The following is an 18,591-nucleotide window of genomic DNA, read 5'->3' as shown; positions in this document are numbered from 1 at the left end:
GCGGTAATGACAGAGCCGTCAGCCTCACGCAAACCGAGTGGAGTCGCTCATGTCCGTCTACAAGTCCTCGGCCGGCCAGGAGACAGGGACCAGCAGGAGGCGTGCCGCGTTGCTGGCGGGCTGTGCCGCCACCGTGCTGCTCACCGTGACCGCCTGTGGCGGCGGTGGCGGCACGACCGGCACGACCAAGGACGGCTTCGCCCAAGCCGCCCAGAACGACGGGGCGTTGACCGTCTGGGTGGATGCGACCCGCATGGACGCCGCGAAGCAGTACCAGGCATCGCACCCGGACGTGAAGATGGACATCGTCAACTACGACGGCGACGCGAACGGCTCGAACTACCTCCAGACGAAGGTCCAGTTGTTCAACCGCACCCAAAAGGGCTGGCCGGACGTCGTCTTCAGTTCCCAGAACAACGAGGCGAGCTGGGCGGTGGACGCCGGCTTCGCGGCGCCGCTGAACAAGGGCCTGATCCCGGACGCGACCCTGGGCGGGTTCGCCAAGGGCGCCAACGACGTCTGCACGGTCGACGGCACCCTGTACTGCCTGCGCAACGACCTCTCCCAGGCGGTGCTCTGGTACAACGCACCGCTGCTGAAGAAGTTCGGCTACACGGTCCCGACGACCTGGGAGGAGTTCCAGGCGCTCGGCGAAAAGGTCGCCAAGGAGCACCCCGGCTACCTCGTGGGCGACGCCGGTGACTCCTTCACCCCCGAGATCTACCTGTGGGCGAGCAAGTGCGGCGCCAACCACATCACCGGCCCCAAGTCCGTCTCGGTCAACACCACCAGCGAGGCCTGCACCAAGATGGCCAAGCTGCTGGACGTACTGATCAAGAACAAGACCATGTCCATCAGCGGCGTCTTCAGCACCGACTTCGGCAAGAACAACGCCGACAAGGTCCTGCTCATGCCGGGCCCGGCGTGGTACGGCGGCGCGGTGTTCAAGGACGGCCTCAAGACCCCGGCGAAGCAGATCGCGGTGGCACCTGTCCCGCAGTGGCAGGGAGACACCTCGCCGTCCACCGGCAACGTCGGCGGCGGCACCTGGCTGCTGTCCCAGCACTCCAGCCACATCAAGTCGGCCACCGACTTCCTGAAGTGGGTCACCACCGACAACGCCTACCAGGGTGAGAAGGCGCCGGGCTTCCCGGCCTACGCGCCCGCCGCCGAGAACTGGCTCAAGGCACAGGCCGCCTCGGGGTACTTCGCCGGGGACCTCACGCCGCTCAAGGACGCCTCCTCGCAGGTGTGGTCCGAGTGGGGCTCGGGACAGTTCAGCCAGGAGGCGATCTGGGCCGCGACCGTCAAGCCCGGCATCACACAGGGAAAGACCATCGAATCGCTGCTGCCCGCCTGGCAGGACTCGATCGTCAAGTACGCCAAGTCCAACGGCTACAAGGTCTCCCAGTGACCGTCGCGCACTCCTCGGCCGGCTCTGTCCGCAGGCGCCCTCGCGGCACCTCCCGGCAGAGCCGGGCAGGCGCGGCATTCGTCGCCGGCTACGTACTGCTGCTGATCGCCTTCGGCGTCCTTCCGACCTGTTACGCCATCTACTTCGCGTTCACCGACGCCGGAGGCACCTTCACCGGCATCTCCAACTTCGTCACCACGGCACAGGACTTCCGCTTCGTCGACTCCCTGAGCCACGTGGCCCTGTACCTGGTCTTCTGGCTCCTGTCCCTCGTGGTGTTCGTGGTGGTCCTGGCGCTGCTCCTGCACAAACTGTCCTCCGGGCCGCTCAGTCAGGCACTGCGCTTCCTCTACTACATCCCCGGCGCCCTCGCCGGCGCCGCGAGCGTCCTGGTGTGGCTGTTCATGCTCGACCCGACGGTCAGCCCGGTCAGCTCCCTGCTGGGGACGCTGGGATTCCACACCTTCGGCGAGGTCATCGCCCCGGGGAACCTGGCGCTGCTGTTCACGATCATCGCGTTCTGGACCGGCGCGGGCGGCTGGATCGTCGTCATGTACGGCGCACTCAACAACATCCCCCAGGACGTCATGGAGGCCGCCCGGATCGACGGCGCGAACGGCTGGCAGACCGCCTGGCGGGTGCAGATCCCCATGCTCCGCAAATGGATCGTGTACATGGTGATCCTGGCCTTCGCGGGCGGCGCCCAGCTCTTCGTCGAGCCGCAGCTGCTCTCCCTCGCCAGCACGGGCGTGGCCGGACGCGACTACTCGCTCAACCAGCTCACCTACGACTTCGCCTTCCAGATGAACAACATCAACGGCGCCGCCGCCGTCTCGGTGGAACTCCTGGTCGTCAGCATGTCGGTCGCCGGTGTCTTCGTCGCACGATCGGGGTTCTTCGATGCCGACTGAAACACGACCCACTCCCCATGCCGGCGCCCCACGCACGGAACGGGATACGAACGTCATGAGCCCAAGCCGACACGGGGAAACGCGGCACCGCAGCCGCCCCCAGCGGCACGTGGCCTCGCGGCTGCTGGCGGGCTCGGTGCTCGTCGTCTTCGTGGTGTTCTTCGTGCTCCCGGTCATCTGGCTGCTGCTCGCGGCGACCAAGACCGACCAGCAGCTGGTCCACGACAACCCCCTGTCCTTCGGGTCCTGGCACGCCCTGTCGGCCAACTGGCACGCGCTCACCGCCTTCCAGGACGACGCCATCCTGCTGTGGCTGCGCAACTCCGCCGTCTACGCCGCGATCTCGCTGGTCATCACGCTCGGCCTGGCCATTCCGGCCGGGTACGCGCTGGCGATGACCGAGTTCCGCGGCCGGCGCACGCTGCTGATCGCGACCCTGGTCGTGATGCTGATGCCGAACGCCACGCTGGTGGTGCCGCTGTTCCTGGAGCTCAACGCGGTGCGCCTGATCGGCACGATGTGGTCGATCATCCTGCCGTACTCGTTCTACCCGTTCGGCGTGTATCTGACGTACATCTACTTCACCACCGCCGTGCCCAAGGACCTGCTGGCAGCGGCGCGCATGGACGGCTGCTCGGAGTTCGGCGTCTTCCGGCACATCGCGCTGCCACTGGCCACCCCGGTCATTGCGCTGGTGGGCTTCTTCAGCTTCGTCGCCAACTGGACGAACTACTTCCTGCCCTACGTGATGCTCCCCGACAGCAACCAGATGCCCATCCAGGTGGGCGTTGGAAGCCTGCTCAGCAACGTGCCGTCGTTCAACCCGACCGTCGGCAACCTCGCCATCCAACGCCCGCAACTGGCACTGGCCACGCTGGTCGCCATCACACCGGTACTCGTCGTGTTCCTGTTCGCCCAGCGCTTCCTGGTCAGCGGAATGCTCGCCGGCGCCACCAAGGAGTAACAGCTCTCATGCCCCACAGCCTCGACCCCCACTCATCCGGAGACGACACCCCGGCCTGCGACCGGCCCGCACCCGACATCTCGGCCGGAGTTCCGTTGCTCGAACCCCCCGGCTGGGCCATCGCCCAGCGCGCTCTGTTCGACCTCCTCGACGACGCCTGGCGCCGCTTCGCCCGCGACTTCACCGGCCCCGACGGACGGCTGAACTACACCGGCCCGCTCACCACCCGCGACGGCGTGGACGACTTCTACGAGGTGTTCTTCAACTGGCCCCAGCTGTACCTCCTCGGCGGCGCCGACGACCTGCTGCCCGCCAGCGAGAAGCACTGGGAGGGCGTGACCCGGCAGCTGACCGAACTGGACATGCTGCGCGACGAGTTCGAGCGCGGCTACGACTGGTTCCACCAGGGCGAGAGCCTGCTGCTGCTCTACTTCCTGTCCATGGCCGCCCCCGACCGCTGGCGTGAGCGCGCCCTGCGCTTCGCCGAGCTGTACGTCGACCCCGCCAACGGCAACTACGACCCCGCCCACCGCATCATCACCCGCCCGCACAACGGCAGCGACCCCGAGCGCACCGGCCTGTTCGACGGCGACGTCTACCCCTGGCTGCCCAAGGAGGCGCAGACGTACGGCTTCCCCCTCGACTGGATCCCCGAGGCCGCGAACGGCCCCTTCCCCCTGTCGGCGGACCCGCGCCTCGGAAACCAGATGCGCGACCGGACGGGCGTCGGCGACACCGCGGTCAACCTCGCCGCGGCCGGCCTGGTCCTCAACGCCTGGATCCTGTCCGGCCAGGAGCGCTACCGCGCCTGGATCATCGAGTACGTGGGCGCCTGGCGCGAACGCACCCGCGAACAGGGCGGCCTGATCCCGGACAACGTCGGCCCGGACGGCGACGTCGGCAGCCTGCTGGAGGGGCGCTGGTACGGCGGCCACTACGGCTGGTCCTGGCCGCACGGCTGGCACAGCGTCGGACACGCGGCCTGCGTGGCCGCACTCGCGGCGGCCACGGTCACCGGCGACGACGACTACCTCTCCATGGTCGCCACCTCACTCGACACCCTCATAGGCCACGCCAAGGTCATGCCCTACACCGAGGCCGACTCCAGCCTGCCCTCCAAGTGGGCGGTGGAACTCGGGCCGGACCGTCACACGCCCACACCGCACCTGCCGTTCCGCCACAACGACTCCGGCTGGTTCGACTACAACCCGGCCACTCCCCCCGTGCCAGTGGCCCTGTGGCACCACACCTCCTCCCAGGCCGACCGGGCCCGGCTGGAGGGACTGCGCGAAGCGGACGCAATCGACTGGCGCACCGTGCGGCCGTTCCGGTCCAAGGAGGACTCCGGTCACGAGAAGGCGTGGTTCGCCTTCCTCGCCGGCGACGACCCCGGCTACCCCGAGCGGATCCTCGCGGCCGCCCAGGCCCAGGTCCGCCACCGGCTGCGGCGCATCGACCGCTACGGCGACCTGGACGTGCCCGAGGCCGACATCCATGTGTGGCAGCTGTGCAACCCGGTGGTCACCGAGGCCCTGGTGCAGCTGACCTGGGGCGGCCCCCAGGTGCTGTACCAGGGCGGTCTCCAACAGGCGCGGCTGCGCTACCACGACGCCGACGCCCGCCGCGCCGGCCTGCCCGCCGACGTCGCCGCCCTGGTCACCTCCATCGACCCCGAGGCAACCACCGTCGAACTCGTCAACCTCTCCCCCGGCAGAGACCGCACGGTCATCGTCCAGGCGGGCGCGTTCGCCGAGCACACCATCACCGGCATCCGGTACACGACCTGCGCCGACGACGGCTGGATCGGCGACATGTACGACTACGGACACACCGAGCCGGTCATCTCCGAGGCCGAAGTGCCGTGCGACGGTCCGTATCTGACGGTCCGTCTGCCCGCCTCCACCCGTATCCGGCTCACCCTGCGGCTCGGCCTGCGCACCGGCACACCCAGCTACCGCACACCGTTCGACGGCTCCAACTCCCATGACATGACAGGGGAATCGGCGTGAAGCGCATCGCCCAGACCATCAGGCTCCGGCCCGAACACCGCGAGGAGTACCTCCGGCTCCACTCCGCCGTGTGGCCCGGCGTCGAAGCCGCCCTGCTCCGGGCGGACATCCGCAACTACAGCATCTTCCTCCACGGTGACGTGCTGTTCGCCTACATGGAGTACCACGGCGACGACTTCGAGGCGGACATGTCCTCCATCGAGGCCGATCCCGAGACCCAGCGCTGGTGGAAGCTCACCGACCCCTGCCAGGAGCCCTTCCCCGACCGGGGCGAGGGCCGCCAGTGGAGCGAGCTCCCCGAGATCTGGCACCTGAGCCCGCCCGGCGACGACGCCACCGCCTGACCCGGCCCGCACCAGCCCGACCCGACTGGGACCACCCGTGAACGCACCCGTGCTCGTCGACGCCCACCACCACCTGTGGGACCTCTCCCAACGTCCGCAGCCCTGGCTGGACGACCCCGGCGTGGCATCGATCCGCCGTACCTTCACCCCGAATGACCTGCGCTCCACCGCCACTCACCCCATCGCGGGCCGGCACCTGCACGGCACGGTGGTCGTCCAGTGCGTCGCGGAGGTCGCCGAGACCGAGGACCTGCTCGCGCTCGCCGCACAGGAGCCGCTGATCCAGGCCGTGGTCGGCTGGGCCGACCTGACGTCCTCGTCGATCGGGGACGTGCTCGACGCGCTGCTCGCCGGGCCGGGCGGCGGGTACCTGCGCTCCCTGCGACACCTCGTCCAGAGCGAGACGGACCCTCACTGGCTGCAACGCCCCGATGTGGAAAGAGGATTGCGGGCGGCCCGGGACCGCGGACTGCACTACGACGTGCTCGTACGCGACCACCAGCTCGATCAGGCGATCCGCCTCGCGGAACGCCTCCCCGACCTGCCCCAGGTCCTCAACCACGCGGGCAAGCCGGACATCGCCCGACAGGACATCGCGGACTGGGAACGCGGGATCCGGCAGCTGGCCGCACACCCGCAGGTGGTGTGCAAGGTCTCCGGGCTGATCACGGAGGCCGACCACTCCCGCTGGACCACCGCCGACATCCGCCCCGCCTGGGACGTACTGGTCTCCGCCTTCGGGCCCGAGCGGCTGATGTTCGGCTCGGACTGGCCGGTCGCCGACCTCGCCGGCAGCTGGAACCGGTGGGCCGCCACCGTGGACGAACTGCTCACCGGCTGGAGCGAGAGCGACGTCGACGCACTCCTGGTCGGCACCGCGAGAGCGTTCTACGGCCTTGCCCCCGCCGTCGCAGAGGGCGACGCCCCCGCTGCGACGACCTGACCCCACCCCACCCTGCTGCACCGCACCGCACCGCACCGCACCGACCAGCGTCGGACACACCGTCACGGAGGCCGTTCCCTGGCTTCCGCATACCCCGGTGCGCGCCGAAGGGACTCCGACCTCCCATGACACTAGCCGCCCGATATCTGTCCGCCCGCACCCTCGACACGGCCCCGGCCCTCAGCGCGCCGCCGGGACCCGGTGAGGTGGAGCTGGCCCCCGCCTACGTCGGCATCTGCGGAACCGACCTGCACATCTTCCACGGCGACATGGACGCCCCGGTCGCCGTGCCCGCCGTCCTCGGGCACGAGATGGCCGGCCATGTCGTCCGGGTGGGCCCGGACGTCGAAAACTGGGCACCCGGCGACGCGGTCACCGTGATGCCGCTGCTCTGGGACGACGCCTGCGCGGCCTGCCGCAACGGCCACCAGCACATCTGCCAGCACCTGGACTTCATCGGCATCGACTCCCCCGGCGCCATGCAGCAGCGCTGGACCGTGCCCGCCTCCACTCTCATACGACTGCCCGACTCCCTCCCCCTGGACCGGGCCGCCCTCGTCGAACCCACCGCGGTCGCCGTGCACGACGTCGGCCGGGCCGAAGTGCGCGACGGCGAGCGGGTCGTCGTCGGTGGCGGCCCGGTCGGCGTCCTGATCGCACTGGTGGCCCGGGCCGCCGGGGCGGACGTACGAGTGGTCGAGCTGAGCGCCCACCGGAGGCTGCTCGCCGAGGAGCTGGGGCTGACCGCGTGGAACCCGGCCGACGACGACGTGCCGGTACTGGTGCGGGAGTGGACCGGGGACGCGGGGGCGGACGTCGCCTTCGAGGTGCTCGGCGTGCGCGGCCGGCTGTGTCTCGTCGCCATCCACCCCCGCCCCCGCGAGATCAACCTGCACCGCTTCTTCTGGCGCGAACTCACCCTCGTCGGGGCCCGGTTGTACGACCGCTCCGACTTCGAGAGGGCGGTGGCACTGGTCGCGGACGGCACCGTTCCGGCAGAGCGGATGATCAGCAAGGTCGTCCCGCTCACCCAGGCACCGGCCGCCTTCGAAGCGCTGGAAGGCGGCGGAGACGTGATGAAGATCCTCGTGGACTGCACCGACGACAGCGACGACGCCCGGAGAGCCGCCGTATGACCGCCTTCGACCTCACCGGGAAGCTCGCCGTCGTCACCGGGGCCCGGCGCGGGATCGGCCGGGCCATGGCCCGCGCACTCGCCGAGGTGGCGGACCTGCTGCCCGACGTCACGGTGCTGGCCACAACTCTGCGCGAGGTGCCCTCGGCCGGCGTCAACGACTGCTCCTCGGCCGCCTGGTCCGCGGAGACCCGTTACGTCACTGGACCGCGCATGCCGGGCCTGCACGTGTTGGACCGCATCGGCTCCGGCGACGGCTTCGCCGCCGGACTCATCCACGGCCTGCTCACCGGGGCGGGCCTCGAACGGGCCCTCGCCTACGGCACCGCCCACGGCGCCCTCACCATGACCACCCCCGGCGACGTCTCCATGGCCACCCTCACCGAGGTCGAAGCTCTCATCGCCGGCGGCAGCGCCCACGTCCGACGCTGACCGGCACTCCCACCCGTAATCCCAGGAGCACATCGTGCACCACCGCACCATCCCCGACACGTCCCTCCGCCTCACCGAACTCGGCTTCGGTGCCTCTGTGATCGGCAACCTGTACCGGATCACGTCGGCCGAAGAAGCGTCAGCAGCGGTCGAGACGGCCTGGAACGCCGGCATCCGCTACTTCGACACCGCGCCCCACTACGGCCTCGGTCTCTCCGAACGACGCCTCGGCACCACACTGCGGAACCACCCACGCGAGCAGTACGTCGTCTCCTCCAAGGTGGGCCGCCTGCTCGTCCCCAATGAACAGCCACGAGGCGTCGACACCGAGGGCTTCGTCGTACGCGACGACCTTCGCCGCCAGTGGGACTTCAGCCGCGACGGCGTACTTCGCTCCATCGACGACACCCTCACCCGCACCGGCCTGGACCGCCTCGACATCGTCTACCTCCACGACCCTGACGATCACTGGCCACAAGCCGCCGACGAGGCCATGCCCACCCTCGCCGACCTGCGCGACCAGGGTGTGATCGGAGCCATCGGCGCCGGCATGAACCAGTCCGCCATGCTCGCCCGCTTCCTGCGCGAGACCGCAGCCGACGTGGTCATGCTCGCCGGCCGCTACACCCTCCTCGACCAGACTGCCCTCGACGACGTCCTGCCCGCCGCACAGGAGACCGGCAAAAGCGTCGTCGCCGTCGGCGTCTTCAACTCCGGGCTGCTCTCCCGCGACCGGCCCACCGAAGATCTGAAGTACAACTACCAGGACTCCCCGACGGACCTCGTCACCCGTGCCCGGACGATCGCCGAAGTCTGCGAAGCCCACGGCACCACCCTGCCCGCCGCCGCCATCGCCTTCCCTCTGACCCATCCCAGCACCGTCAACGTCACCCTCGGCATGCGCAATCCCGACCAGGTGACACGCAACGCGGAACTCCATCGGAGCACCATCCCGGAGGCTCTCTGGGACGATCTCCGCTCCCAGGGACTGATCAGGTCCGACGCGCCCACCGGCTACGGCGACTTGATTCCGCACGGCACGGGTGGTCCCCATACATAGAACCCCCGGTGTCCCTGACCGACAGGTGATCGCGGCAGCCGAATCGGTGGGTGGGCACAGTCCACGCACTCCGTGCCTACCCACCGCGCCGAACGGGGCTCCGCCGCAAGCGCGCTGACCACGTCCCGGAGCCGATTTTTTGTACGCCTGCCGCAAAATCAGGGCTGGGATCCCGAGGCGGGTCGAGCCCGCGCACCCGTCAGGGCCGCGCGACGAAGCCTGCCCGAGCCACACGCGATCAGTCGATTCCACCGCCGGGCCGGACATGACGATGTGCAGGCGCTGCCCCTGGGAATCAAACTTGTACTGCGAACCGGGCACGTCTCATCGTGGCAAACACCGGTGCGACCTACGGGGAGACGGTCGTTCAACAGCTCCTCCCATTCCAGCGCCTGTCACTGGCTCCAGGCCAGTCGGAGCGCATCGAAGTGCAAGCACCCCTCGCCCGTCTCCACTACACCCGCCCCGGCGGCACCCGCGGCAGGAGAGGCGGAACTTCCGCCCGATCAGCGTGCGCACCCGCGCGGCGGTGCACACCTGATTGTCGCTCCAGCCGTGCGCGGCCGGCCTTTCCTCCAGCCAGACGGTGAGCCTGGCCTGCAGATCGGGGCCGAGCCGGCAGTCGTAGCCCAGCGGCCCGTGGGAGAGCAGACGCCCCCGTCCGGATACCGCATCCTTCCGGACTCCCAGCCAAGACGGACCCTGTCACCAGGTCCGACGAAAGCCCAGACGCTGTAAAGCCAAGGTCAATGAACGACAAGCTCAGCCGCGGTAGTGATCGACCAGGACCGGCCCGCACCGCGACGGAGCTCTCGGCGAGCTACTACTGCTGCAGGGCCTGGGTGAAGGCCGGCAGGATCCGAACGGGAAGAGGGCGTCGCGACCGGCCGCCCGGCACTCCGCATATGATAGATGCAGTTAACTATCTAACGTCGGCAGGTGAGTGATGAGTCGGGTTTCGCAGGCACAAGCGCTCGAGAACCGCAGGCGCGCGGTCACCTCGGCCTCCAAGCTGTTCCGGGAACGCGGCGTGAACGGCATCAGCGTCGCCGATCTGATGAAATCCATCGGGCTGACCACGGGTGGCTTCTACAAGCAGTTCCCGTCCAAGGAGGCCCTGGTGGCCGAGGCGGCTCAAGCTGCTTTCGGCGACCTGGACGTACTCCTGGCAGGTTTCGACGCGGACCACGGCGATCACGACACCGCGCGCGCCGCCCTGGTCGACTTCTACCTGTCGGCCGAGCACCGTGACCAGCCCGGCACCGGCTGTCCCACCGCGGGATTCGCAGGGGACATGGCTCGCGAGCCCACAGCCGGGGACGTGCGCGAAACATACGCGGCCGGAGTCCAGGACTTCGCCGCATGGATGTCCACCGACGCCAACGGCGGCCTGCCCGTGGTGGCCACCCTGGTCGGCGCGATCCTGCTCGCCCGCGCCACGGCGGGCACAGAACTGTCGGAGAAGATCCTGGAATCGACCCACAAAGCCCTGACCGCGTCACAGAACCCTGAACCGGAATCCTGAGGTCGCGCGGACACCCTCCAGGAAGTGCGGGGTACGGATGGTCGTGCACGCGAGGGAGAGTTCGGCGTCCAGGCACTGGCACAAGGTGCGCTGCCTGCCCCGGGCCAGCAGGGCGTGGGTGATCTCCAGGCTCTGCTGCGACGCGGACTCCAAGGCGGCCAGTGCGGTTGCCGCCCAAGGGGTGTCGAGGTGGCGCAGGCGTTTGTCGATCTCGCCGAGGGTCGGCGCGCCGAACGCCCGGTCCACGTCCCCTCGTACCTGTGGGCCGCCCTACCGCAAGAGGTCTCCGAGCGAGCCCACGAGCCGCTTCCGGAGTGAACGTCAACGAGATGCAGGTGCGGTGAACTCCCGCCGATCGAACGACAGCCGCAGCCCCGTCGACTCGGTCGGATCAGCGCCATGCCGCAGCCGAAGACCCCCCTCACGATCGCCCGGGCCTGAGGCCGGCCCCGAGGCTCGGCCGCGATTCAGCGAGGCAGCAGGACCGCGACCTGCCGCCGGATGTCCTGCACGATCTCCTCGACGTGAGCCCGCGACGAACGAGCAGGGCTGCGGCTTCTGCTGCGTACGTGCTCGCTTCCTGCCGGGTGTCAGCGTCGCTGGTTGGCGACGCCGATGTAGTGCCCCAGACGGTATTCGGAGTCGATGCCGGCCTGCTCGACGACGGCCTGCGTGCCGGCAGCTCGGGTGAGGAAACCGGGGAGGGTGAGGGAGTGACTGAACTCGCCGTACGCGGCGACCAGGTCCGCGTCGGGGGGCAGGGATGCCCGGTTGATCTGGGCTTTGGCTGCGGCGAGTGAGGTGCGGTCGAAGGAGGCGAGCCGGGCGACGACGGTGTCGACGAAGGCGTCGAGTTCGCTGTCGGGGAGGGCGCGGGTGATCCAGCCCCAGCGTTCGGCGGTGTCGGCGTCGTAGTCGTCGCTGGTGAGGATGACTTCCAGGGCGCGGTCGCGTCCGATGGCGCGAGGGAGCCGTTCGGTCCCGCCGCCGCCGGGCAGCAGTCCGCTGCCGACCTCGGGCTGCCCGAAGATCGCTTGCTCCCGGCTGGCGTAACGCAGATCGAGGGCGAGGGCGAGCTCGTTCCCACCGCCGCGGGTGCGTCCACGGATGGCCGCGATGGTGATGTAGGGCGCCTTGGAGAGTTCCAGGACCAGATTCGTCCATGCCGGCACCGCGGCCCGGTCCTCAGGGGCGGGGAAGTCGGCGGCAGCTGCCAGGTCGAAGTGGTTGTAGAAGAAGTCGGGGGTGGCGCTGTCGAACACCACGACCTGGATGTCCGGGTCCGTGGCCAGTTCTCCGACGATCTCGATGAGGCGCAGAACGGTCTCACCCGCGATGAGGTTGACGGGCGGGTTAGCGAAGGTGATCTTCGCGACCTGCGGTGAGGTGCGCTCGTATTGGATGGTGCTGTGCTCGCTCATGGCTGGCTCCGGATGCGGATGCGGATGGGTATCGGGCGACGACAGGGGCGAGGGGAGGGCCGGGAAGCCCGGGGTGGATCAATTTCCGAGCAATTCCGGCGGTCCCGCGTCCCAACTGTCCTTCCCGTCTGCGCTTCCCACCTGTGCCGCTCACTGCTCGTAGTGCGGGAGGATGACGCCGTTCTTGACGTAGGTGAGGGTGGCGGTGACGTCGTAGGCGTGGATCGCGGAGGCCTGCGGTGCCAGCCGGCTGGACAGGTCCTCGATCACGTGGCCGGTGAAGAAGGCGTCGCGTGCCGCGGTGTCGGTGAACCCGAGGCTGACCGAGGCGTGGAAGCGCTGGTCGGGGGGGTTGTCGTGGGCGACATGCGGAGTGTCCCAGAGCTTTTCGATCCAGGGCAGGAACGTCTGCGTGCGCAGCTCCTTCAGTACTCCGGTGCCGGCGAGCGCGGGAGCGAGCTGTTCGTTGACGAACTTACGGAAGGCGCCGGCACCGTCTCTGCGGCGCAGGTAGAGGAGAGTGCGGACGCCGACCGTCTCTCCGGGGCCCGCGACGTCGTACCACCGGGAGGAGTTCGGCGGTCCGGTGTAGAGCAGGGTGCGGCGGAACACGTTGATCTCGTCGGCATAGGCCAGCTTCGTCTGCTCGCGCCCTTTCAGGGGTGCGAGCGCCGACTGGAAGGTGACTTCCGCAACGCCGTCGATCTTCCGGTCGGCGGGGATCGCGGTCTGGACCCCGTCGATGGCCGGCCACCGGCCCGTGTTGTGCTCGGCGAGGTGGATCTGCCGGTACTCATCCAGGCCCGGGGTGGCGGAGATGATCCCTGAGTGCGGGCCCTTCCAGTGGTCCATGCCGCTCTGGCGGGGCTGGTCGGTGCGCACCCACAGCAGGATCGAGGAGGTGAGGGGCTTCTTCACTTCCGGGGGTGCGACGGACGGTGACGTGCTCATGGTGGTGCCTTTCTCTTCCCTGTCAGGCAGCGGCGGTGGTCATCGGGCGAGGAATTCGACCGCCACGGGGGCGAACTCCTGGTGGTACTGGAAGATGCCGCCGTGCCCGGAGTCGGGGTAGATGATCACCTGGCTGTCCTTGATTCGCCGATGCAGGTCACCCGACAGGACCGAGGGCACCATACGGTCGTTGTCGCCGTTGGCGATCAGGGTGGGCTGCGTGATCGACGACAGGTCGTCGGGGGTGGAGCGCCCCCACTTCTTGATCGCCTTCAGCTGCGTCTGGAACGCCTTGGTGCTGATCTTCGCGTCGCGGTCGACGGTGCGCTCGTTCAGCCGGTTGACGAACGCGCGCCCGGCGGCCTTGCCGACGGCGTCACGGTTGAAGAACAGGAACTCCTTGGGGTCCGAGCGGGTCAGGGTGGCGCGCAGGATGTCGTAGTAGGTGGTGGTGGCGACCTTGTCGATGTCCTTGCCGCCCCTGGGCCCGGTGCCGGTGAGGACGAGCTTGCGGACCAGCTCGGGGTGCTTCACCACCAGGGCCTGGGCGATCATGCCGCCGAGGGAGAAGGAGAAGACGTCGATCTTGTCGTAGCCGAGGGCCTTGATGAAGGTGTAGGCGTCGTCGGCCATCGCCTCGACACTGTCCGGCACCTGGCCGGTGGACGCCCCGACACCACGGTTGTCGAAGGTGATGACGTGACGGCCCTTCGCGACGGGGTCGACGATGCGGGGGTCCCAGTTGTCCAGGGTCGCGGCGAGGTGGACGAAGAAGACGACGGGGATGCCGCCCTTCGGTCCCAGCTCACGGTAGGCGTAGGTGACGCCACCGGCGCTGACCGTGCGGGCCGGGGCCTTCGCGTAGGAGGTGATGACGGCGTCGTTCGGGCTGTTGGTGCTGCTCATGACGGATTCTCCTTGTGCGTTTTGAGTCGTTGCGTGTCTTGAGTCGCTGCGTGTTCTGTGGCGCTGCGGGTTTTGTGGCGCTGGTTTTGTGGGGCCCGTCGCGGTTGCGGCGGGTCAGCTGTTGGCGATGACGGCCTTGCCGCGGATGCCGCCCTGAGACAGGGACTGCAGCGCCTGGGGGGTCTGGTCGAAGCCGACCACCTTCCCCACCACCGGACGCAGGACGCCCTGGTCAATGAGGCCGGCGATCTGGCGGAGCTGGTCTCCGCTGGCACGCATGAGCAGGAACTCGTACCTCACCCCGAGCTTCTTCGCCTGCCTGCGGATCTTGCCGCTCAGGCCTGCGACCGCCAGGCGCAGCAGCGGGTTCAGGCCGGCTTCGCGGGCGAACGCGGGGTCCGGGGGGCCGGCGATCCCGATGGCCTTGCCGCCGGGCTTGAGCACCCGCAGGGACTTGGCGAGGGTCTCCCCACCGAGGCTGTCCAGCACCAGGTCGTAGCCGGTCAGGAGCTGTTCGAAGTCCTGGGTGCGGTAATCGATCACCGTGTCCGCGCCGAGTGCGCGCACGAAGTCCGCGTTGGAACCGCTGGCGGTCGTGGCGACGCTCGCACCGAGGTGCGCGGCGAGCTGGATCGCGATCGAGCCGACCCCGCCGGCGCCGGCGTGGATGAGAACCTTCTGTCCGGGCCGCACCTTCCCGCGCTCCACCAGCGCCTGCCACGCCGTGAGCGCCGCCAGCGGGAGCGAGCCGGCCTCGTCCATGCTGATGGAGGCGGGCTTGAGCGCCAGGTCGCTCTCCGCGACGGCGATGCGCTCGGCGAACGTGCCGATGCGGTCCTGGTCGGGGCGTGCGTAGACCTCGTCTCCGGGCTTGAAGCCGCGAACCGCCGTCCCGACGCTGATGACAGTGCCCGCGACGTCGTTGCCCAGGATCAGCGGCAGCTTGTAGGGCAGGATCTGCTTGAACTCACCGGCGCGGATCTTCTCGTCCAGCGGGTTGAGCCCGGCGGCCTCCACTCGCACCAGCACGTCGTGCTCCCCGACGGTGGGCTCGGGGACGTCCGCCTCCTGCAGCGGCTCCTTGTACTTGGTGACGACGAACGCTCTCATGGGGCGCCACTCCTTGCCTTAGTCCTATTTATTCAGGTCTGGCCAGATCGGCCACTCCGCGGCGAAACCCCGGGGTCTCGCCTCACCCGGTCGATCCGAGTAGACTCAACTATGAGTCTACTCAGATTTATTGTCAAGGGAGGTCCCCATGGGACGCGGCCGGATGCCGACCGGGCGGCGCGAGCAGGCCAAACAGGCCAAGCGCGAGCGCATCATGACCGCGGCCCGCGAACTGTTCGCCGAACACGGCGTCGGCGGGGTCACGACGCAGCAGATCGCCGCCCGAGCCGATGTCGCGATCGGGACGCTCTACCTGTACGCGTCCACGAAGGCCGAGTTGCTGATCATGGTGCAGAACGAGAAGTTCGCCGCCGCCATCGACGCCGGCCTCGCCACCGCGAACGCCGCCGTCGACAAGCAGGGCGTGCTGGAGCCGGTCGTCGCCCTCATCCGCCCCGTGGTGGAGTGCGTGCGGGAACACATCGAGAACGGCCGCACCTACCTGCACGAACTCGTCTTCGGCGATCCGGCCGAGCCCTACCGGCAAGCGGGCCTGGCCCTTGCCGGCCGCCTCGAGGACGGCATCACCGGCCTACTCGTCCGCGACGAGCACATCAGTGCCGCCGACGCGGAAACGCTGGCGCGGGTGATCTCCGCGATCATCCACCTCAGCACCACCGCCACCGTGCACCTGCACCGCAGCGACGAAGCCGTCCTCACCGACATCCGCGACCAGATCCACGCCACCCTGGCACCCCACCACCGCGCCGTATGACCGCCCTCCCCACGAGCCGACCCTCGAACCCCGACTTGACCAAGGGGGCACCTCACGAGCGCGCACTACGGCGTTGTCGCCCTCGGAGCCGGCCCAGCGGGTACGTCACCGCGATCCGCGCCGCGCAACCCGACAGGACCACTCGGCCGTTGTCAGGCCCCCGGGCCCAGCGCCTCCGACCGGTCACTGTTGCCGTGTGTCAGTGACGCGAGAATTCCCTTGCGGCAGACATCGAGAATTTCGTCCGCCGGCGGAGAACCGTCAGGGCATGCCCGCGACAACATGACCGCGCCGACCGAATGGGCGAGCCTGCATGGTTCTTGGCGGATGTGATCGCCCTCGGCGCCCCATATCTACTGGTCCTCACCTGGCGGATACGCCGTGCAGGCGCACGCACCGCCTCGCGAACCGCCCCAGCCAGGACCTCGATGTCGCCACCGAGAACCCAGCGCCGATGGCCGACATCGTGGCGACGCCCCGTGCCGGCCTGGAAGCACGGGCCCGCAGGTAGAAGCACTGGAGACGGCCCCGCTGTCCGCCCGTTTGACCCTGCCCGACACGGCAACTGGGAAGAACTGCGAAGTCGACATCCACACAAGGAAATCCTCTGGCCGCCGGGCACCCAGAGCCCGTACGGCCCCGTGCCGGCGAAGGAGAAGGTGATCGAATGCGCCGAGTGGGCAGCACCAGCTGCCTACATCCCCACACCGCGCACCCTCTCATCACCTCCGCCCGGCGGTGGGTTACCGCCCTCCGCCCAAGATCCACGCCGAGTACGAGAAGTTTCGAGTCGGCGCGTGCAATGGACGGTCAGAAGCCTGTCCGGAAAACGCGAGGCCCCTCAGTTCTTGCTGCACGGGGAAACACCGGACCGGACGGGGAGCGTCGGGCCGCCTTGGCCATAACCGTCACGGCGGCTCAGCGGTGAATGCCGTTCTTTGCCGCCTGGCTCTGCAGAGCCGTTGCCAGAGCGGGCTTCTGTCCCAGAGCCAGGAACGCCAGCGGCACGGAACCATTGCGCGCGATCTCGAACCTGTGAAAAGTCAACCAGACCGACAGGGTGGCCGTCTGGTTCAGCCCGGTCACGTTGCTCCATGCCACCGCATCCCGTACACCGCCGAACAGGTTGGTGACGACCAGGCCTCCCGCGCAGACGTAGCACCTGCTGATCCCGAACCTGGCGGTCGCGCGATTCCACGCCAGTCCGAGGTCGAACAGGGCGAGCACCACGGCCATCGTGACGGCACCCTTGACGATTGCCGCTGACGGTCTGCTGACGAACAACTTGACGAGTACGACCCCAGCCAGCGCCACGACGCCCCGCCGCGCCATCTGCAGGAGAGCGCCTCCTACTCCCGCGATGGCATAACTCCCGCGCTGCTCACCGAGGCCAAGCCCGTTCACGTCCTGTCGCATGATCAATCGCCCCCTCCGGAACGAACCACGAATCCGATGCACAGCAGTCGAGGGAAGGTCCCTGCCGTGATTCACGCGAGTCACGCTGGTGACCGTCGGTCGGGCCATCGCCGGGTCTTCTCGATGAGTTGAGCGAGCAGCCGGGCGCGGGGGACGATCCGCGACACCTCGACGTGCTCGGTGTCCGCGTGGGCGCCGCCGCCCACCGCGCCCAGGCCGTCCAGCGTCGGACAGCCCGCCGCCGCGGTGTAGTTGGCATCCGAGGCGCCGCCGACGGCTGCCGCCCGCAGGGGCTCCTGGTCCAGTCCCGTCGCGATACGGGAGGCGAGGGCGAACAGGTCGGTGGAGGACACCGGATCCATGGGCGGCCGCTGTGCGCCGCCCAGGATCTCCAGCCGCGCACCGGGTACGCGGGCCGCGAGCGCGTGCATGAGCTCGTCGATCCATTCCTGCGCGTCCACGCTCGGAACGCGTACGTCCACTGCCACCCGCGCCCGTGCGGGCACCGTGTTGCGCGTGCTGCCGGCCGACAGCAGGGTGGGGGTGACGGTGGAGACGCCCAGGACGGGGTGGGCGGCCCCGACAGCGCCCATCGCGGCCCCGATGCCGGCGACGGCCAGCAACTGGTGGGCGGCCTCGACGGCTGCGTTGACCCCTCGGTGCGGTTCCAGTCCCGCATGCGCGGCGTGGCCGTGCACCACGACCTCGTACCGCGAGGTCCCCTTGCGGGCGGTCTTGAGCGCGCCCTTCTCGTCCGCGGCCGCCTCCAGCACGAGGGCGGCCCGGCACGCCCGCGCCGCCTCCTCGATCAGCTTTCGTGAGGTCGGTGAGCCGACCTCCTCGTCCCCGGTGACCAGCACGTGCACCCCGTCCATGGAGGGCAGCGAGGCCAGGGCGTGGAACATCTGCACCAGGCCGGCCTTCATGTCCAGGACCCCGGGTCCCCGTGCGATCCCGTCGGCCACCGACCAGGGATGTGTCCGGAGCGAGCCGATGGGCCAGACCGTGTCGTGGTGCCCCAACAGCAGCACCCGCGGAGTGCCGAAGGCCCACCGCAGATGGGTCACCCCGTCGATGACGACGGTCTCCGGCTCTGTCCCCAGGAGCCTTTTGCCGAGGGCGCCGACCACCTCGGCGCTGCGCGTCACCGACGCGTGGTCGGTGGAGAAGGACTCGCAGGTGACGAGCTCCTCCAGATCGGCCAGCATCACCGGCAGGGCGAGAGCGGGCCCCCGGCGCCGGCCTCGCCCCTGCTCAACTCCCTGTCGCGACAAC

Annotated in this window: 17 protein-coding genes and 3 pseudogenes; 12 read left to right on the top strand and 8 right to left on the bottom strand. The window is 69.1% G+C overall.

Annotated elements, in window-relative coordinates; translation table 11 throughout:
- Positions 1-49: 49 nt before the first annotated feature.
- From OHT57_RS45770 to OHT57_RS45730, 9 genes and pseudogenes are all read left to right on the top strand, one after another.
- Positions 50-1,414 carry an ABC transporter substrate-binding protein gene (locus OHT57_RS45770; protein ID WP_328752899.1) on the top strand — a complete coding sequence of 455 codons (1,365 nt, stop codon included), beginning with the start codon at positions 50-52 and terminating at the stop codon, positions 1,412-1,414.
- The gene (locus tag OHT57_RS45765; RefSeq protein WP_328752898.1) at positions 1,411-2,325 is read left to right on the top strand and encodes a carbohydrate ABC transporter permease; all 915 of its coding nucleotides are present in this window, start codon (positions 1,411-1,413) and stop codon (positions 2,323-2,325) included. The genes OHT57_RS45770 and OHT57_RS45765 overlap by 4 nt, the downstream gene beginning before the upstream one ends.
- A 55-nt stretch (positions 2,326-2,380) precedes the next feature.
- The gene (locus OHT57_RS45760) at positions 2,381-3,289 is read left to right on the top strand and encodes a carbohydrate ABC transporter permease (protein WP_328752896.1); all 909 of its coding nucleotides are present in this window, start codon (positions 2,381-2,383) and stop codon (positions 3,287-3,289) included.
- An 8-nt stretch (positions 3,290-3,297) separates the two neighbouring features.
- Positions 3,298-5,298 (top strand): hypothetical protein, encoded by a 2,001-nt coding sequence (locus OHT57_RS45755; protein ID WP_328752895.1) that lies wholly within the window; start codon positions 3,298-3,300, stop codon positions 5,296-5,298.
- On the top strand, positions 5,295-5,642 hold the full coding sequence (locus OHT57_RS45750) for an L-rhamnose mutarotase (protein WP_328752894.1): 348 nt from the start codon (positions 5,295-5,297) through the stop codon (positions 5,640-5,642). Before OHT57_RS45755 ends, OHT57_RS45750 begins: the two co-directional genes overlap by 4 nt.
- A gap of 37 nt (positions 5,643-5,679) precedes the next feature.
- Entirely contained in the window at positions 5,680-6,585 is a 906-nt protein-coding gene (locus OHT57_RS45745) for an amidohydrolase family protein (protein ID WP_328752893.1), read from the top strand.
- A 125-nt stretch (positions 6,586-6,710) separates the two neighbouring features.
- Positions 6,711-7,721 (top strand): zinc-dependent alcohol dehydrogenase, encoded by a 1,011-nt coding sequence (locus tag OHT57_RS45740; protein WP_328752892.1) that lies wholly within the window; start codon positions 6,711-6,713, stop codon positions 7,719-7,721.
- 71 nt (positions 7,722-7,792) lie between these two features.
- Positions 7,793-8,152, top strand: a pseudogene (locus OHT57_RS45735) (PfkB family carbohydrate kinase); the annotation flags it as partial.
- 34 nt (positions 8,153-8,186) lie between these two features.
- On the top strand, positions 8,187-9,212 hold the full coding sequence (locus tag OHT57_RS45730) for an aldo/keto reductase (RefSeq protein WP_328752891.1): 1,026 nt from the start codon (positions 8,187-8,189) through the stop codon (positions 9,210-9,212).
- A gap of 483 nt (positions 9,213-9,695) precedes the next feature.
- On the opposite strand, the pseudogene OHT57_RS47620 reads toward OHT57_RS45730, so the two are convergent.
- A pseudogene (locus OHT57_RS47620) lies at positions 9,696-9,884 on the bottom strand (IS630 family transposase); the annotation flags it as partial.
- Between the two features lie 274 nt (positions 9,885-10,158).
- On the opposite strand from OHT57_RS47620, the gene OHT57_RS45725 reads away from it, so the two are divergent.
- Positions 10,159-10,737 carry a TetR/AcrR family transcriptional regulator gene (locus OHT57_RS45725; protein WP_328752890.1) on the top strand — a complete coding sequence of 193 codons (579 nt, stop codon included), beginning with the start codon at positions 10,159-10,161 and terminating at the stop codon, positions 10,735-10,737.
- Here the strand turns inward: OHT57_RS45725 and OHT57_RS45720 are convergent.
- The 5 genes from OHT57_RS45720 to OHT57_RS45700 all read right to left on the bottom strand — a co-directional run bounded on the left by OHT57_RS45720 (position 10,711) and on the right by OHT57_RS45700 (position 15,125).
- Positions 10,711-10,983, bottom strand: coding sequence for an enoyl-CoA hydratase/isomerase family protein (locus tag OHT57_RS45720; RefSeq protein WP_328752889.1), 273 nt, complete (start codon positions 10,981-10,983; stop codon positions 10,711-10,713). The genes OHT57_RS45725 and OHT57_RS45720 overlap by 27 nt on opposite strands.
- Before the next feature lie 344 nt (positions 10,984-11,327).
- Positions 11,328-12,158 carry an enoyl-CoA hydratase/isomerase family protein gene (locus OHT57_RS45715; RefSeq protein WP_328752888.1) on the bottom strand — a complete coding sequence of 277 codons (831 nt, stop codon included), beginning with the start codon at positions 12,156-12,158 and terminating at the stop codon, positions 11,328-11,330.
- A 150-nt stretch (positions 12,159-12,308) separates the two neighbouring features.
- A complete protein-coding gene (locus OHT57_RS45710) occupies positions 12,309-13,109 on the bottom strand; it encodes a strictosidine synthase (protein ID WP_328752887.1) in 801 nt (266 codons plus the stop codon).
- 39 nt (positions 13,110-13,148) lie between these two features.
- Positions 13,149-14,015, bottom strand: coding sequence for an alpha/beta fold hydrolase (locus OHT57_RS45705; RefSeq protein ID WP_328752886.1), 867 nt, complete (start codon positions 14,013-14,015; stop codon positions 13,149-13,151).
- 114 nt (positions 14,016-14,129) lie between these two features.
- A complete protein-coding gene (locus tag OHT57_RS45700) occupies positions 14,130-15,125 on the bottom strand; it encodes an NADP-dependent oxidoreductase (RefSeq protein ID WP_328752885.1) in 996 nt (331 codons plus the stop codon).
- 148 nt (positions 15,126-15,273) lie between these two features.
- Between OHT57_RS45700 and OHT57_RS45695 the strand changes: the two genes are divergently transcribed.
- Together OHT57_RS45695 and OHT57_RS47615 are read left to right on the top strand one after the other, a co-directional pair.
- Entirely contained in the window at positions 15,274-15,900 is a 627-nt protein-coding gene (locus tag OHT57_RS45695) for a TetR/AcrR family transcriptional regulator (RefSeq protein ID WP_328752884.1), read from the top strand.
- 299 nt (positions 15,901-16,199) lie between these two features.
- Positions 16,200-16,565, top strand: a pseudogene (locus OHT57_RS47615) (hypothetical protein); the annotation flags it as partial.
- Positions 16,566-16,818: 253 nt separating this feature from the next.
- On the opposite strand, the gene OHT57_RS45690 reads toward OHT57_RS47615, so the two are convergent.
- Positions 16,819-17,316 carry a hypothetical protein gene (locus OHT57_RS45690; RefSeq protein ID WP_328752883.1) on the bottom strand — a complete coding sequence of 166 codons (498 nt, stop codon included), beginning with the start codon at positions 17,314-17,316 and terminating at the stop codon, positions 16,819-16,821.
- A gap of 80 nt (positions 17,317-17,396) precedes the next feature.
- Positions 17,397-18,524: a M20/M25/M40 family metallo-hydrolase gene (locus OHT57_RS45685; RefSeq protein ID WP_328752882.1), complete on the bottom strand. Its 1,128-nt coding sequence runs from the start codon at positions 18,522-18,524 to the stop codon at positions 17,397-17,399.
- Between the last annotated feature and the right edge of the window lie 67 nt (positions 18,525-18,591).

The organism is Streptomyces sp. NBC_00285, from assembly GCF_036174265.1.
GTDB lineage: Bacteria > Actinomycetota > Actinomycetes > Streptomycetales > Streptomycetaceae > Streptomyces.
This window is presented reverse-complemented; position numbering and strand designations above follow the sequence as displayed.

Excerpts from the sequence above, each read along its gene's own strand:
- OHT57_RS45760 (WP_328752896.1), top strand. The coding sequence starts at position 2,381 with ATGAGCCCAAGCCGACACGGGGAAACGCGGCACCGCAGCCGCCCCCAG.
- OHT57_RS45740 (WP_328752892.1), top strand. The coding sequence starts at position 6,711 with ATGACACTAGCCGCCCGATATCTGTCCGCCCGCACCCTCGACACGGCC.
- OHT57_RS45755 (WP_328752895.1), top strand. The coding sequence starts at position 3,298 with ATGCCCCACAGCCTCGACCCCCACTCATCCGGAGACGACACCCCGGCC.
- OHT57_RS45685 (WP_328752882.1), bottom strand. The coding sequence starts at position 18,524 with ATGCTGGCCGATCTGGAGGAGCTCGTCACCTGCGAGTCCTTCTCCACC.
- OHT57_RS45725 (WP_328752890.1), top strand. The coding sequence starts at position 10,159 with ATGAGTCGGGTTTCGCAGGCACAAGCGCTCGAGAACCGCAGGCGCGCG.
- OHT57_RS45705 (WP_328752886.1), bottom strand. The coding sequence starts at position 14,015 with ATGAGCAGCACCAACAGCCCGAACGACGCCGTCATCACCTCCTACGCG.
- OHT57_RS45695 (WP_328752884.1), top strand. The coding sequence starts at position 15,274 with ATGGGACGCGGCCGGATGCCGACCGGGCGGCGCGAGCAGGCCAAACAG.
- OHT57_RS45715 (WP_328752888.1), bottom strand. The coding sequence starts at position 12,158 with ATGAGCGAGCACAGCACCATCCAATACGAGCGCACCTCACCGCAGGTC.
- OHT57_RS45700 (WP_328752885.1), bottom strand. The coding sequence starts at position 15,125 with ATGAGAGCGTTCGTCGTCACCAAGTACAAGGAGCCGCTGCAGGAGGCG.
- OHT57_RS45710 (WP_328752887.1), bottom strand. The coding sequence starts at position 13,109 with ATGAGCACGTCACCGTCCGTCGCACCCCCGGAAGTGAAGAAGCCCCTC.
- OHT57_RS45770 (WP_328752899.1), top strand. The coding sequence starts at position 50 with ATGTCCGTCTACAAGTCCTCGGCCGGCCAGGAGACAGGGACCAGCAGG.
- OHT57_RS45690 (WP_328752883.1), bottom strand. The coding sequence starts at position 17,316 with ATGCGACAGGACGTGAACGGGCTTGGCCTCGGTGAGCAGCGCGGGAGT.